10 protein-coding genes are annotated in these 14,870 nt (G+C 37.9%); all 10 read right to left on the bottom strand.

Annotation, left to right across the window (positions count from 1 at the left end; translation table 11 throughout):
- Positions 1-165: 165 nt before the first annotated feature.
- Complete coding sequence (locus tag HZI73_RS08330; RefSeq protein ID WP_212697787.1) at positions 166-363, bottom strand: hypothetical protein; 198 nt, start codon at positions 361-363, stop codon at positions 166-168.
- On the bottom strand, positions 344-1,921 hold the full coding sequence (locus tag HZI73_RS08325) for a response regulator transcription factor (protein ID WP_212697786.1): 1,578 nt from the start codon (positions 1,919-1,921) through the stop codon (positions 344-346). Before HZI73_RS08325 ends, HZI73_RS08330 begins: the two co-directional genes overlap by 20 nt.
- Positions 1,914-3,668 (bottom strand): sensor histidine kinase, encoded by a 1,755-nt coding sequence (locus tag HZI73_RS08320; RefSeq protein WP_212697785.1) that lies wholly within the window; start codon positions 3,666-3,668, stop codon positions 1,914-1,916. The genes HZI73_RS08325 and HZI73_RS08320 overlap by 8 nt, the downstream gene beginning before the upstream one ends.
- Before the next feature lie 72 nt (positions 3,669-3,740).
- On the bottom strand, positions 3,741-5,351 hold the full coding sequence (locus tag HZI73_RS08315; RefSeq protein ID WP_212697784.1) for an extracellular solute-binding protein: 1,611 nt from the start codon (positions 5,349-5,351) through the stop codon (positions 3,741-3,743).
- A gap of 18 nt (positions 5,352-5,369) precedes the next feature.
- Positions 5,370-8,129, bottom strand: a complete 2,760-nt coding sequence (locus HZI73_RS08310) for a right-handed parallel beta-helix repeat-containing protein (RefSeq protein WP_212697783.1) — start codon at positions 8,127-8,129, stop codon at positions 5,370-5,372.
- 31 nt (positions 8,130-8,160) lie between these two features.
- Positions 8,161-9,147: a carbohydrate ABC transporter permease gene (locus tag HZI73_RS08305; RefSeq protein ID WP_212697782.1), complete on the bottom strand. Its 987-nt coding sequence runs from the start codon at positions 9,145-9,147 to the stop codon at positions 8,161-8,163.
- Positions 9,148-9,160: 13 nt separating this feature from the next.
- Positions 9,161-10,132, bottom strand: coding sequence for a carbohydrate ABC transporter permease (locus HZI73_RS08300; protein WP_212697781.1), 972 nt, complete (start codon positions 10,130-10,132; stop codon positions 9,161-9,163).
- Positions 10,133-12,736 carry a DUF5696 domain-containing protein gene (locus HZI73_RS08295; RefSeq protein WP_212697780.1) on the bottom strand — a complete coding sequence of 868 codons (2,604 nt, stop codon included), beginning with the start codon at positions 12,734-12,736 and terminating at the stop codon, positions 10,133-10,135.
- Positions 12,737-12,750: 14 nt separating this feature from the next.
- Positions 12,751-13,377: a Yip1 family protein gene (locus HZI73_RS08290; RefSeq protein WP_212697779.1), complete on the bottom strand. Its 627-nt coding sequence runs from the start codon at positions 13,375-13,377 to the stop codon at positions 12,751-12,753.
- Positions 13,374-14,867: an NHL repeat-containing protein gene (locus HZI73_RS08285; protein ID WP_212697778.1), complete on the bottom strand. Its 1,494-nt coding sequence runs from the start codon at positions 14,865-14,867 to the stop codon at positions 13,374-13,376. Before HZI73_RS08285 ends, HZI73_RS08290 begins: the two co-directional genes overlap by 4 nt.
- Positions 14,868-14,870: the final 3 nt, after the last annotated feature.

Raw genomic sequence — 14,870 nt, 5'->3', positions numbered from 1 at the left:
TAACTTATGTTTACACCTTATCACGATTAATTAACTTTGTCAACGATTTTTTTGTGATTACCACCATTTTTATTGTTATATTTGTACAATAATATGCTAATTACATCCTTTTTTCAGTCTATTATGCCTTTTTCTACGTATACCCTCCATAATGTTACTTAATAATTACCTAACATCAATACCTTTGAATTGTAGTGTAGCAAGAAAAAAGAGGCATTGAGAACTTTCGTATAAGACAAAAAAACAAGCCCTTCTTAGGACTTGCTCTTCATTAGACGTGATTATTCCAATCACTTCAATAGATTTTAATCCATACAGCTGTTCTTCATCAAAACCTATCTGGTTATATGCTTTTTGCATCATGGTTTTTGGTATTAAAAAACCCACTAGACTGTCTCTTTTTACGCATCTCTGAAGGCTTAATATGGTACTGCCTTTTAAAAGACGTGGTAAAATGCCTATAATTTTTATAACCAACAGATTTACTTATTTCTTCAATACTCCATGTTGAATCTTCAAGCATTTCCTTTGCTTTGCTAAGACGAAACTGGGTCAGATAGTCAATAAATTTCATACCGGTATATTCTTTAAATAACTTACTAAAATAGGAATAATTCAGTGAAACCACATTGGAGACATAGGTTAAACTAATATCTTTATGGTAGTTATGTTTAATGAATTCAAGAGCAAGCTCCACAGGGGATTGATAGTTCAGTTCTTCTTTTTCATTGATGTTCTTGAGTATCCAGCTTTTTAGATAGATTCGTAATTCCTTAATGGATAAGAATTGGCTAATGTCTTCTGTGATCATCTCAACTTCATTGCTTTGCACCAATTGGGACAGTACATGGCATGTTGTTTTATAGAGCCATTCAATCAGCGAAAAACAATAATGTTTCAACCTCTCGGTGGTAAATAGTTCGTCAATATAGCCCATCATGGCTTTTTTATCCGTGATTTCTACAGCACATTGAAAGTGTTTTATTTTATTTTGAAAATCTTCTTTTCCACTCTTTTTTAAGGGGGCATAATCCCCGTATTTAATCACTTGATCTTGTTGTATCAATGCATTGTACCGATTCGCTTCATAGGCCTCATTATGTAAGGTATAGATGTTTTGGAAGCCATGCATATAGGAGCTAATGGAATACACGATATCTTCCTTCTTATCTTTAGCAAAGGTTTTTAAATTCTCCATGTATTGGCAAACGTCTTTGTAGCACTCTGGTTCTAAGAAATTAAAGATAATCACCAGATCATTTTTATAATCAATCATATGGTAAACATTTTTTTTCGTGCCCTCAAAATAGATATTCGCCATCTCATCTTCTATTTCTTTGACGACTTTATGTTCGCTTTTTTTAATTTTAACCAGCCCTACAGCATAATAAGGGAAGGGAAAGATGCCTTCCATTTCTCTGGTAATACTCATATGGCTCTCATCATTTTGTCTTACTAATTGCAGAAATCGATTAATCTTATTTTCAATCAATGTATGGGTATACATGGTATCTCTTTTTTGATTCCATTGATGCTCTTCTTCTCTTCTTTTTAAGATACTGATCATTTTGTCAATAATTTCTTTTAGCTCTTCAAACATAATGGGCTTTAGCATATAGCCAACGATACCTTGTTTATAAGCTTTATCCACGTAAACAAAATCTTCATAACCACTTATGACACCAATGGGTACATCGGACTTTTTTCTAATGGCTTCAATGAATGTCAGTCCGGACATTTCAGGCATACAGATATCCGTGAGTATCAAATCAATGGTGTTCTGTTGAAATGCGTCAAGTCCATCTTTACCTGAAAATTTATAAATGATGTCACCAATATCTTTGCATTCCATACGCTTGACCATGGTTGCTAAACCTTGACTAATCCATTGTTCATCATCTACTATTAGCATGTTATACATCCAATTCCCCCTCTAATTGTATTGGTATAATCACCTTGGTACCTTTCCCTTTCTGGCTTTCCACCTTTATGTAATAGGCGTTTCCATAAAATATTTTGATACGTAGGTTCACATTGGTTAAGCCTATGCCCCGATCAATAATCTTATCCCGCATGCGATCATATTTGGATATTTTAAATTCATGATTAATATATTGCAGTTTATCTGGGTCAATGCCGTTACCATCGTCTTCAATGTAGATGTCATAACGGTCGTCATACCTTTTAATGTAAATGCTTATGGTCAAGCAAGTGCCATATCCCCGATAACCATGAATGATGCTGTTCTCAACAATGGGCTGAAGGATTAACTTCACGACTTTTTGATTAGCCAACTCACTTGGAATGTCACAATGCCATTTTATATTATCACCTAAACGAAATTTTTGAATGTCCATGTAGTTTTCTACTTGGTTGATTTCTTCAATAAGGGTGGTGTATTGATCTCTTCCCTTCAGGTTATATCGAAGAAGCTTACCGAAGGTTGCAATGGCATTACCCGTTTCAACTTCACCTGATATTTCTAATTTCATACGAAAGATATCAAGGGTATTATAGATGAAATGTGGATTGATTTGATACTGCAAAGCATTGAGCTGAGCATTTTTTTGAGCCATCTCTTTTTCCACTACTTTATCAATGAGGGTATTGATACGACTAATGAGCACATTATAGCTTTCTCCAATTTGTCCCACCTCATCCATTCTTGTGGTTTCTACACTAGCCGATAGATCACCACTTGCTGCTCTTATCATGGTTCTTGCAATGCTGTTCATATCACCAACAGTCTTTTTTACAATATAATAAATAACCAATATGAGCAGAATACTGCTGACAATGATAATACTCCGCATGATTTTCATGGTATGCTTGAAGGCTTCATTGGCTTGATCAATGGATGACTTATAAAACAAGATTAAATCGATGTTGGAGAGTTCTTTAAAAGTAATAATTGTATCATGATCATACCTATATTCTCTTCCAGATTCTAGTATACGAAAAAAAGTATCAATACCGAAATCTTCATCAAATGACTTTGCATTGACCAATTCTCTTTCCTTCTTATTAATGAGAAAGATATTCTCTTCATCCTTCACCCATAAGAGGATGTTATCCACAAAACTTTTTTCGGTGATTTGAATAATCAATAAACCGAGATAAGCCCCATCCGTATCAAATAGTTTTTTTATGTAGGCCATGTATTCCGTATGTCGCTCATGGACATTAATGCCTAGAGAACCCAGGTTATCACCAATCAGCCACTTCTCCTTTTCACTGCTTTCAATAAAGGCACCATACCAGGCAAAATCTGTAATGTTGGAAGCATGCAGAAAATAGTTCCAAGTCTCTGGTATGGTTTCATTGGTTGAATAGATACTGATACTATCGATGGCGTACTTATTTAAACCTCTTAAATTACTCATAAAAGGCAGAATCGCATTGGTATAATTGTTGAGTTCTTCTTGATTCATTTCAAAAGGTGTACTTAAAAAATGAAGCATTTGACTATTGTATGCCACTTGATTGCTAATGCCTTCAATATGGGCGATATGGTTATTCAATGTATTGGACAGATTATTGGTAAGGGCTAATTTTTCATTAATGCTATCTGCAATAATGATTTCTCGATTCAGTCGACTTGTATAATTTAGTATGAAAAGAATGGGAAAAAGAATAAGCACAACGTAGGATAATACCAGCTTATTCATAATACCCATATGTAGAATTCTATCTTTAATTTTACTTAAAAGAGAAAGAATGACCATAGCATTTCCAACCTTTTATTCATTGTCATGATGGTAACTGGGCCAAGCTCTTTCTATATTTGCCCGTTGTTTATTTTTCTGAAAGATGATATTTTGATAGTTAATCACGTCATCATAACCTGATTGCTTCAATCGTTCAAGAGCTTTATCGTATGCTTGTTCTACTTCCTCAGCACTTTTTGCTAATAAGATATTGGTTAAATCAAATAACGCACTTTTTTGCAGCCTGGTGCTGTATACGCTTGCTTCTTTTGGTATCATGGTAACAAAAGGCAGATCATTGTACACGAATTGACTAAAGTATCGATCAATGTCATGAAACATCCTATCCACATCTGTTACAGGTAATTCCTGCATCTTCTGAACAAAAAAAGGTTCTAACATGGGCCAAAATTCAGCACCATATGTACTGTCATATGTTCCATCTTCTTTGGCCTCAATGGCTACTTGGGTGTACTGTACCCTGCCGTCTACAATCTCATAGGTCACCCCTTCAACACCAAAAGAAGTGAGCATCTGCCCTTCTTCGCTGTATAAATACTGTATTAATTTCATAATTGCTTCTGGATGTTCTGTATTCTTGGATACGAATGTTCCTGTCCATCCAGCCATCCCCGATTGCACATATGGCCTTCTGCCGTCTGGATTGCGTACAGGCTCAACAGGAACATATTTGGCAGAAGGGTCTTCCTTATAAAGCGCTGCCATTGCAGCTCTTGGCAATGTGCCATTAAAGCAGAATACCCTGCCTTCCTTGACCATTTCCTGTATTTGCTCATCCGTTGCGGTAAATATGTCATAGGACATAAGCCCTTCTCTTAATAGTTTATTGAGAAATTTAAGTCGATCAAGGTACTCTGGACTTTTTTCAATCATGATCAGATTGCCCTCTTGGTCCTCCAAGGGTATGGAGGCATACTCAATGATTCCCCATCCATTAAAAAGAGAAATAAAAGGTATGAGTTCTTTTCCCTTATAGGTCATACCACTTTCCTTTACCTTAACTAAAGCCTCATACATACCTTCTTCAGTCCTAAAATCTTCGGGCTTAATAGCTAATTGCTGCATGATGTCCTGTCTAGCAACACATACATTATTCGTTTTCATATAATTATCCTTACCCATGAACTCAGGTGCATTGAAGAAACTGATGAAAGCATACCAGTCCCCATTGTCCATGGTGTAGGTATCAATCATGGACTGAGGAATTTCTTGACGAAACTCTGGAATATATGTATCAATCAAGGTATTATAGTCATGAAACTTACCGCTGTTTTGAACCACATGAAAGATATCATAATACCGATCTACGGTTATAATATCTGGTGTATCATCGGAGGCCAGCATTTTCATAATGTTTTCATCTGCATTGCTGCCATATGCTGTCATCATATTAATGTTAACACCGGTTTTTTCTGAAATGATTTTATCAATAAGGGATGTATCCGGGTTCCATGAACGTCGATAATTTGATAGATGAATATACCAGTCAACCGTTACTAACGTATCGTCTGCATCCATATCATGGGTGATTTGCTGTTCCTGTTGATGATGAACACCGTTGCAACATCCTGTCAGACAAAATGCCAGCAAGCATACAATCATCATGCGATAATTGAAACCCACAAAAACCCCTCCTATTTACTATTTTCTTCTCTTTAGGAATATAACACCACCTGTTATAATTGTCAATAAAATACCAAGAGACACCATAGTACCTGTAAAGCCAGTCTTTTTTTCATTGGAAGCATCCACAGAACTTTCTCTATCTTGAGACATGACATCCATTTTTTCATGGGTTGACGTCATGGTTGTTTCTCGACTATCTGCATCATTAAGGTCTTCATTTTCTTTCTGAATATCTTTGTCTACTCGGAACATATGCCCATCGTAAATACCCATATTATTGGCGCTATGTGCTGTTATTTCCACGAATCCTGGACTTAATCCCGTTACCTTACCCCCTGCATCAACAACGGCTATGGTTTCATTGGATGAGCGATAGATAATCAATGGCTTTTCCCCAACTGATGGTTTTGGTAACACTTCACTGGATACCAAAAATGTGTCACCTTCTTTTAGAATCACGGTTTCTTTTTTCTTATGGCCACTTACAATAAGTTTCACTTTTCCAACGGTTGATGCTGGCAGAGAAGGTCTATTTTCATTGACATATAAACCCATCTCGTGAAATGGAATATTAGGAAAATTATCCATGAGTGTATGGACCTTAGCATCTGGTTTTAGGGTAAAATCATCGTTGTCATAATCAACAAAACCTGGGTTTTCATCCATGACCACATTACCATCACTAACAACAGCACTAAAGGTCCCGTGGCCTGTATTTCGCCAAATACCCTCTTCATGTCGTGAGAGCATTGGGTTGTTATGGTTATAGATCACATTATCCTTGAATACATTGTCTGGTTGAGCGTTTTGCATGGTGCCCCCAAATTTGTTCCAAGGCCGATCATCTTCTGCACTATCCAGACTCATCATCTCTGAGACATAGGTATCATCAAAGTTATAGAAGGCCACCAAACGGTCGTATTTAGCATGGGGCATGGATGCAAAATCCATGGTTGCTTTTTGCTCAGCCCACTGTTTTACCGTGTTACGGATAATCCAATATCCCCATCCTGTCTGCATAAAGTTTACATCCCGATAAGGTCCTGAAACATCGATAAACAGGTTGTTTTTCATGGTATTAAAACCTCCACCATGGGTAAAAATGCCAACCACATCGCTTCGATAAAAAATGTTTTCATTAATCAAGACCCCTTGGGTGCCATTGTCCAGATACACACCATTATTATCATCATGTTCATCATTAATGGACCAATAATCATGGAAATAATTACGATAAATATGCGTGCCACGCTCATAGGGCCGTGCTCCAAGATTCATATAAATAATACCCATGTCTCTAAATATCTGTGAAATATTATAGCATTCATTATATGCGATGAAGTGATCATTACCCCTTACTGTAATGGCCATATGGGGCGTATCGTGGATCAGGTTATGGCTTACAACCACCCCAACACCATCCATACTTAAAGCCGGGTTATACCCCTTACGAATCTGTCCAACGTTATAGATATGGCAGTTTGTAATGGTATTATGACTTGATGTCAACGTCTTTTTATCGCCACCGTTAACCCTTACCCCGGCGGAACCAAGATTATAGATATCCGAATCCAATACTTTTATATCTGTGCCATGAAGCACAATACCTGTTTGACCGATATGCTTAACAGTTATTCCCTCAAATGTGATATGATGGTTATCGCCCTCATGACATACTATACCATCACTTCGTGTACCGTCAAATACAATACCCTTAAAGTTCATGTAAGCACAATTCTTAAGACTTAACAAGGGTTTATTGGCATGGCTAAGAAGAATCTCAGGGTCAGGGGATTCTTGAAAGGCTGTTGTGGGATAATAGTAAAGTTTTTTTGCATCTCTATCTATATAATACTCACCTGGCATATCGATTTCTTCTAATATGTTTTGAAAAAATACACCGCGTGTTTCTCCCCAATCAAAGACACCATCTTGTGTACCATAGGTTAATGTCACCTGTCGCTTTTCACTGTCCATATGTTGGATACGGTTATATCCCCAAACCCAGTCATAGGAAAGGATACCATCCATCCATATATCCTCCCTGTTCATCCACTTTTTGCTTCGCTCAAAGGTCTTGTCAAATGCAAGGGTAGGTCCCCCCAACACATCTTGTCCCTGACTAAGTATATGTCCTTGATCCACAATAGATGTCCATAGCATTTTCTCATAATTAGGCCATCTGCTTAGGGTCATACGCTGTTCTTCAACAAACAGCTCCATTTGGGTCACCTGCTGTGCATCATTGTGCACGTAACCTCTTCTGGATAGATGACCATAATCTTCAATACCCGCTGCATCTAAATCTACTTGTAACAGTTTGTCTTTTACTTTTTCATCCCATAGTCGGTTCAATATCCCTTCATCATTTACTCTGGTAAAATCACTTTTCTTTAAGCGTACACCTCCTGAAATACAAACATGTTCATCTTTATAATTCTGGTAGGTAATGGGGGCATCTTGTTCACCAGAATCCTTCCTAGTAAACGACAAGGTATCGTCAATAGAATAAACACCTTCTCGAATATAGACGGTAATACCACCCTTAGGAATTGCATTCATGTCTTGTATGACTTTTTGTGCCTTCATGATGGTTCTAAAAGGTCGATTCATTGAGCCATCATCTTTGTCACTACCTTGTAAGGATACATATAATTCCATGTTAACCTCCTCTGTTTTACTCTTTGCTCTTATTGCATGGGTATTAAGTATACTAAATAAAAGGACCATGACCGTGCATATTCTCATGCCTTTTTTCATCCATAAACCATTCATGACGAGACCTCCCTATAGCATTCACTCAGCCTTACAGCTTCAAACCACTTCGACTGACACTTTCAACAAATAATTTCTGTGTAAAGGTATAGAGTACAATTAAAGGTGCAATGACCATCACTGTTGCCGCTGAGCGAATCAGTGCTTGATAAGCCATATTGGACTCACTCCCAATACTACTGGTCACATCCCATAATGTGGTACGGGCCAAGCCTTGAATAGACGTTGAGAACACTTGAAGCTCTGTAAACAGGATGGTTGCATAATAGACATCATTATACTGCCACACAAAAGAAAATAGGAATACGGTTGCCATCATGGGAATAGCACCTGGTAACATAATGTATCGAAACACTTGGAAAAAGCTGGCACCATCAATATAGGCTGCTTCATCCAATGCCTTTGGCATACCTCTGAAATACTGAATCATTAAAAAGATATACAAACCATTTTTAATACCAGAAGCTGTAATACCCAGTATAAAAAATGGTGCAAAGGAGTTCAATAGATTAATACCTTGATTGCCTGTTATGAGTTTATAAATACCAAAGATATCAAAATACTTAAAGTTAATATAGTTAGACACCATGGTGACTTGTGGCGGAATGACAATGCTAATGACAACTAATGCAAGCAATACCTTCTTCCACTTGAATTGGAACCTTGCAAATCCATAAGCAACAAATGTACAGGATGCCATATGAAAAATACTGGTAACCAAAGAGAGAAATATGGTGTTCCTAAATGTTTCTGGAAACTTAATCCCTTGAAATGCCTCCACATAATTGTTCCATGTAAAATGCCTGGGTATATACTTAACCGATGCATCATAAAAATCAATTTCTTCCATAAAGGATACGCTGATTTTGGATAATAAGGGATAAATGATCACAAAACAAATACCGATAATGAGAACACTACGAATTAAGCTCCATAACCCCTTCATTAGTTTTCGTGAAAGGACATATCCCCGATGCCTCATGTTTTCCTTTAATGTTTCATATTCACTTGTTTTCAATTTTGTCACCTCATCAATCATAATAGAATACCCGTTTGGAAATTACCCGTGTAACAATAGCTAGAATGATAAAAACAACGATAAAATATACCCATGCCATGGCAGAACCAAATCCAAATTTAAAGTTGGTGTACATGACCGTATTGATGCGCTCAATAAGTTCATTCTGCTCACTGACAAAAGAATCAATAATGGTATAGATGGTATTCACTAAAATCATGGGACTAACCATAGGGAAGGTTATTTTCCAAAAGTTCTCCCATTTGGTAGCACCTTCAATCATGGATGCTTCATAGTAATCCGGTGAAATGGATTGTAAGCCTGCTAGAAACACAAGGATTTGAACACCTGAAAATAAAACAATGTCGTATATTCTATCAATAGCTGAAACGATATATTGTGTGTAAGCTTCACTGACACCTGAATTATACAAAAACATGTAAATGGCATTGGACGTAAACATGCTATCACTGGCTTCTGCTGCGGATTGACCACTACCTGTAATCTGCTGCATAATAATGCTTGACGTATCCGAGGTCAGTATGGCTCCTGAAGCCAGAATAACCGGTAAGAAAAAGAACGCTCTTGCTAAGGTTCTGCCTTTAAACTTTTGATTAAGCAGTGATGCTGCGAAGAAACTGAAGATTAATATTAAGGGTAGGTTGAATAACATCTCCTTAACGCTGTTAAACAATTGTACCCTAAAATAAGCATCTACAGTGAGTACGTCCACATAGTTTTTAAAGCCCACATAGTGAAGGTCATAGCCTGTTGCCGTAATGGATAATTTGCTTAAGCTGAATATAAACGACCGAATAAGTGGTATACACGTAAAGGACACGCCTCCAATGATAAAAGGAAGAACAAAGAGATAACCGGCTTTTGCTCGCTTCTGTGCTAATGTTCGGTTTTTCTTAGTCAATATGCCTTTCCTTAGCCCTTTCCCTACTTGTTTAATGGTTTGAGGGTTACCTTTTGCACCCATTTATGACCCTCCTTTCACGTATACATAGTTCATGGCTCCCACTTGCTGACCCTGATAATCATAGGGTTTCTTAGCATAATTAATTACATAGTAATCGCCATTTTCATAGGTGACACGCACAACATCATCTGCTAATGGCTCATGCCTGATGATGGATTGACCTAAGGTATGTTTTAAAGCATCATTGACAAATACGTGCATGTCTAGGATGTCTTCCATCCATAATTCATAGTTAAATGTATAGTAATGATCGTAGTCCATCACATTGTTGATGCGGCTATTCTCCGCATAACCAAGCTGATAATAGATGGATGAACCGGTTTCAATCAAGCGTAATTTCATCCAATCAAAAGAGGCGTCAATGTAATTAATGGGCGTCGTATAGTAAGTCTTGTAGCCGCTTAGCACCATTTGAATAAAAGGAATACTTTCATCCGCTATATGATAATTGCTGGATCCAGTAGGTAGATTCAACAGGTGATGCATACTTTTAAGGGTATAGCCATTAGCGCCTGATGCCATTAAAGAATAGCCCATTTCCTGCAATGCATTTAACCTTTTCTTGATGAGCGCTTTTGCCCTTTCCCGATCCCAAATATCCTTCACATCGTAGTCACTGATAAGCTGTTCACCCATGTTAGCAAGGGACAGGTTATGGACCTTTGTTTTTTTATAGTCCTTCATATAGGCCTGCATGTATGCCTCATATTTTTTAGGTGAAACAATACGGAATGAAGCTTCTGGTAAAAATATATTGGGCACATACTGGTAACCTTTTGATACTTCTCTTGAAATATTCTTAGAACCATCCCTATAGGCATTAAAACCATCAAACTTTCTATCCTGTTTAACCGTTTGAAAATCAACATCTGGGTAAAAACCGTAGCCTTTTTCTTCTAGATAATCACGCAGGTTATAAAAACCTTTCTTGCCCCCCAACTTACTTTCAATGGACATTTTATTAGCTACAGGATGATATAAGCCGTAGTCCATCCAACCGGTGTATTTCACTTGTATGTTGCCTAATTCCCATTCACTGATTGTATCCATGATGTCTTGAGCTTGCCGAAATGTGGTCAGTGGCACAACAACGTGACGGCTTACACCTAAAATAGGCTTTTTATCCATGATAGCACCTAGAAAATCAATAAGAAGAGATACTTCTGATGGGTCTTGTTTTTGAAGGTCTCCTTGGTGGACATAATAATCTCTTACCACATTTGCCATGCCTGAGTAGGTGGCATGATCATGATCTAGGATGTGATACGAAATACATATATCACTGGGTGTATGATACTCTTGAAACATGCTAATGCTGGTTTCTTCTTTTCCAGATAAAGAAACTTCTGTCAGCTCTAAGATATTATAGGAACTATAGACATAGTTATAGGCATTCTTTCTTTGGCTAATATCTGCGTGGATATAACCAAAGCCGTCACCCTGTTCAACAATTGCTACAAAACCACTATCCTGATTTTTTATACCAAAGACTGGTAAATAAATCTGCTGGGTCTTGTTAAAGGCCTCTTCTTGTGTAATGGCCAAATCATCCCCATATATTTTACCGTTGTAAGGACTTAAGTGCTGTTTATTATTATTGAGATGAATTAAAGCCCCTGATCCATCTGGTACAAACATATACCCTGATGCATCCATATCTTGAGCACCAAAATAAGGCAGTACTTCAATTTTCATAAAACGGTAGCCTTCTGGATAGATCATATCTTTTTTGGGTACAAGCACACGTAAACCATCACTTGAAAGGCTATAGTCAATAGCTACTTGGAAAACAGGGTTGCCTTCTTCCTCTACTGACAAGTTATTGTGCGCATTGTCTTTCGCTTTATCGTCAAATGTATACCCTATCTGGACAAAAATGGCTTCCACCTTTTCTTTGATCCTGTCATTAACATCCCGTAATAGATATACATTGTGTTTTTCAAGAATAGGATACGCTTCAAGCATTTCTTTTTTAATATCCCCATCAAGTTTGGCTAACTCAATTAAAGTATACCGTGATTTCACATACTTTTGGTCTTTTGCTTCCTCAATAGATGGTAGTATATCGTTCTCAAAACGCTCCTGACTGACCACCTTTGGCATGAGCCATTTTCTAGGCTGAATACCAATGGAATACGTCACTTTTACACCTGAATCCGTATATTCAAAAGCGTATTGAGAAGCTTCCACCGCATCTGTATAGGTATTCATGATGGCTAATTTGTTCATAGGCGTAAAATATTTAATAATCATTTGAGCTGCCAATTCACCTTTATTCACCTTATTTGCAATGGTATCATCCTCAATGTTTTGTGGGTTAGAATACCAAATGTACCCCTCTTTTATATGTTCAATGGCAATCTCTGCTGAACTTTCTTTGAACAAGAGACGATAGCGTTCATTCTCCATGACCGTTTTAAAGGATTTACTTGTGTGCTCGCCTACTTGAAGCAGTTCTGCTTCGTTAACACGCCAGGTTGTAACCGTTTCACCATGACGCTTACTGGCACATCCTGTTACCATCAACATCAACCCTAGGAAAATGACAAACATGGCTATCATGATAGGTTTTCGTGGCTTACAATTGTATTGTGTATGCTTCATAGGCCTTCCTTTCCCTACATCCGAAGTAGAATTTCTTTGTAAACCGAAACAATAAACTCAAATATTTTCTGACCAAGACTAAAAAATAATAAACCGACAAATATAATGAGCCCCATACCAACAACAATAAAAACAGAGGTGATAAGCGTACGTAACATGGTGTAATTGTGGACCATCATGGTGGCAACGAGGATGAGCCCAACTGTCCAGACATTAGCTACACCTGTAAGAACAACCAGTACAGATGCCTCTTCACGGACAAGTACATTACTCAGCAGCAATATGGGTATATTCATAAACAGCAGTGGTGAAAGAGCATAGGTGGTGTACATGACAATATCTTTAAAACTGCCCTCACCTTCCATCACCGATGACAGGCACCAATTAGAGATACACCACAACAACAAGGGTGCAATAATGGAAGTCATGGAGACTAACATAGAGACGTGTTTGACGTTCCTATTATTAAAAATAAAGCCCGTGTATTGATTATTCAAGCCTTGCTGGATAGCCACAATAAGTAGTATGACAAGACCTGCTGATAAACTCCCCCGCTTCTCATGTTTTAGATCCCAGAAAGCATCAAAGGGGTGAAAAATTAAATAGGTGGTGTAAGATAATTTTTCTCTTAAAGCTTTCATGACTTCACTCCTTTGCGCTTTTTATACCGTATCCTGACATAGATGCCAATACTGAGCAATAGTACAACAACCATGATCCCATTAAAATTTTCACTAAGAACCTCTCTTCGATAATACTTAAATGCCTTAGAGTAGTATATTTTGTTATGACCTAATTTGAAGTATCTAAGGGCTTCTCCATAGTCACCTTTTCTTAGAAAAGCTTTGCCAATACCCGTATAGGCAAGTTCAGAGTTGGCATTCTTCTTTAAGACCTGATACCATTTATGTGTTGCTTCTTCATAAAGTCCTTCGTGATGATGGGCAATAGCCTCTTTCACCATGCTGCCATAGTCTGTTACCTGAAATTCTGTGATATTGTTTGAGCCCATATCCACCACAAACATGCGGTTATCTAAGACCTCAATTGCAATGGGTAAGCGAAAGGTGCCTTTGGTTTCACCAGGAGCACCAAAAGCATACATAAGATTGCCATCGCCATCATATGTAAACACATGCCCTCGATTGCTGTCCAGTACGGTATAACCGCCAAATGCTTCCACACATACATCCACTAATCTTGATGGCCCTGTGTATTTAAAGTTAGGAATTATACTGGGTGGATAAGCAATATCCCCAGCAGGTAAAAAAGATCCTTTTCTTCGCATCACGTCGCTGCCTTGGAGGTTGAGTTTCTTAATGGGTGCGCCTGTGTCGTTTGAACTTCGACTTGCAATGGCAGCCCCTAGGACTTTCTCATCCAGTGTACTTGTCACGGTATACAAGAAGCCTTTTGTATCAATGGCTATGTTGTTGTACTCTGTTGGTACAAATGCAATCATTCTTTTTCTTTGCTCTTGGGTTGAAATTCTTTTCCAGATAATATCACTGACACTGGGGGTTACCTTGCTTGCCCCTATAAAACCGCTAAATTCACCATCCGAATTCAGCTCAATGATACCTTGATTCACACTTAAACCGATCACATATATCCTTCCTGCACTGTCTAACACCAAAGAAGTGGGCATATATAGAAAATTCTCATCCAAAATTTCAGACTCTGGTCGTCCAATAATGCGCACAAGATTTCCTTCTTCATCCAGTTCAACAATTCTTTGATTCGTTGTATCTGCAACATATATATGGTTATTTTTTGTGACAAAAATACCACCTGGATTGTTGAATGTATCCCATTCACCATTGTGATAAAAGCCGTCAATCACCCGAAGCAGGTTCCAGTGACGGTCTGTTATAATAATGCGGTTGTTCCCTGTATCCACAATGTAGATGTCAGACTGCCTGGACACGAAGATGTCTTTCGGTCCACTCAGTTTTCCAATCCCTAGACCTTCACCATTGATTATTCGGCTAGGTGTATAAGGGTCTGGAGACGGTACAACCCGACCATAGTAATCATAGGTATAGCTGTCATAGGGTGCCTCAGCAAAGGTAGCTGGGCTGTTAACAAACAATAAGAATACAGACAGGGCAAATGATGATATCCGCTTCATTGT

This window comes from Vallitalea pronyensis (assembly GCF_018141445.1).
Lineage (GTDB): Bacteria > Bacillota > Clostridia > Lachnospirales > Vallitaleaceae > Vallitalea > Vallitalea pronyensis.
This window is presented reverse-complemented; position numbering and strand designations above follow the sequence as displayed.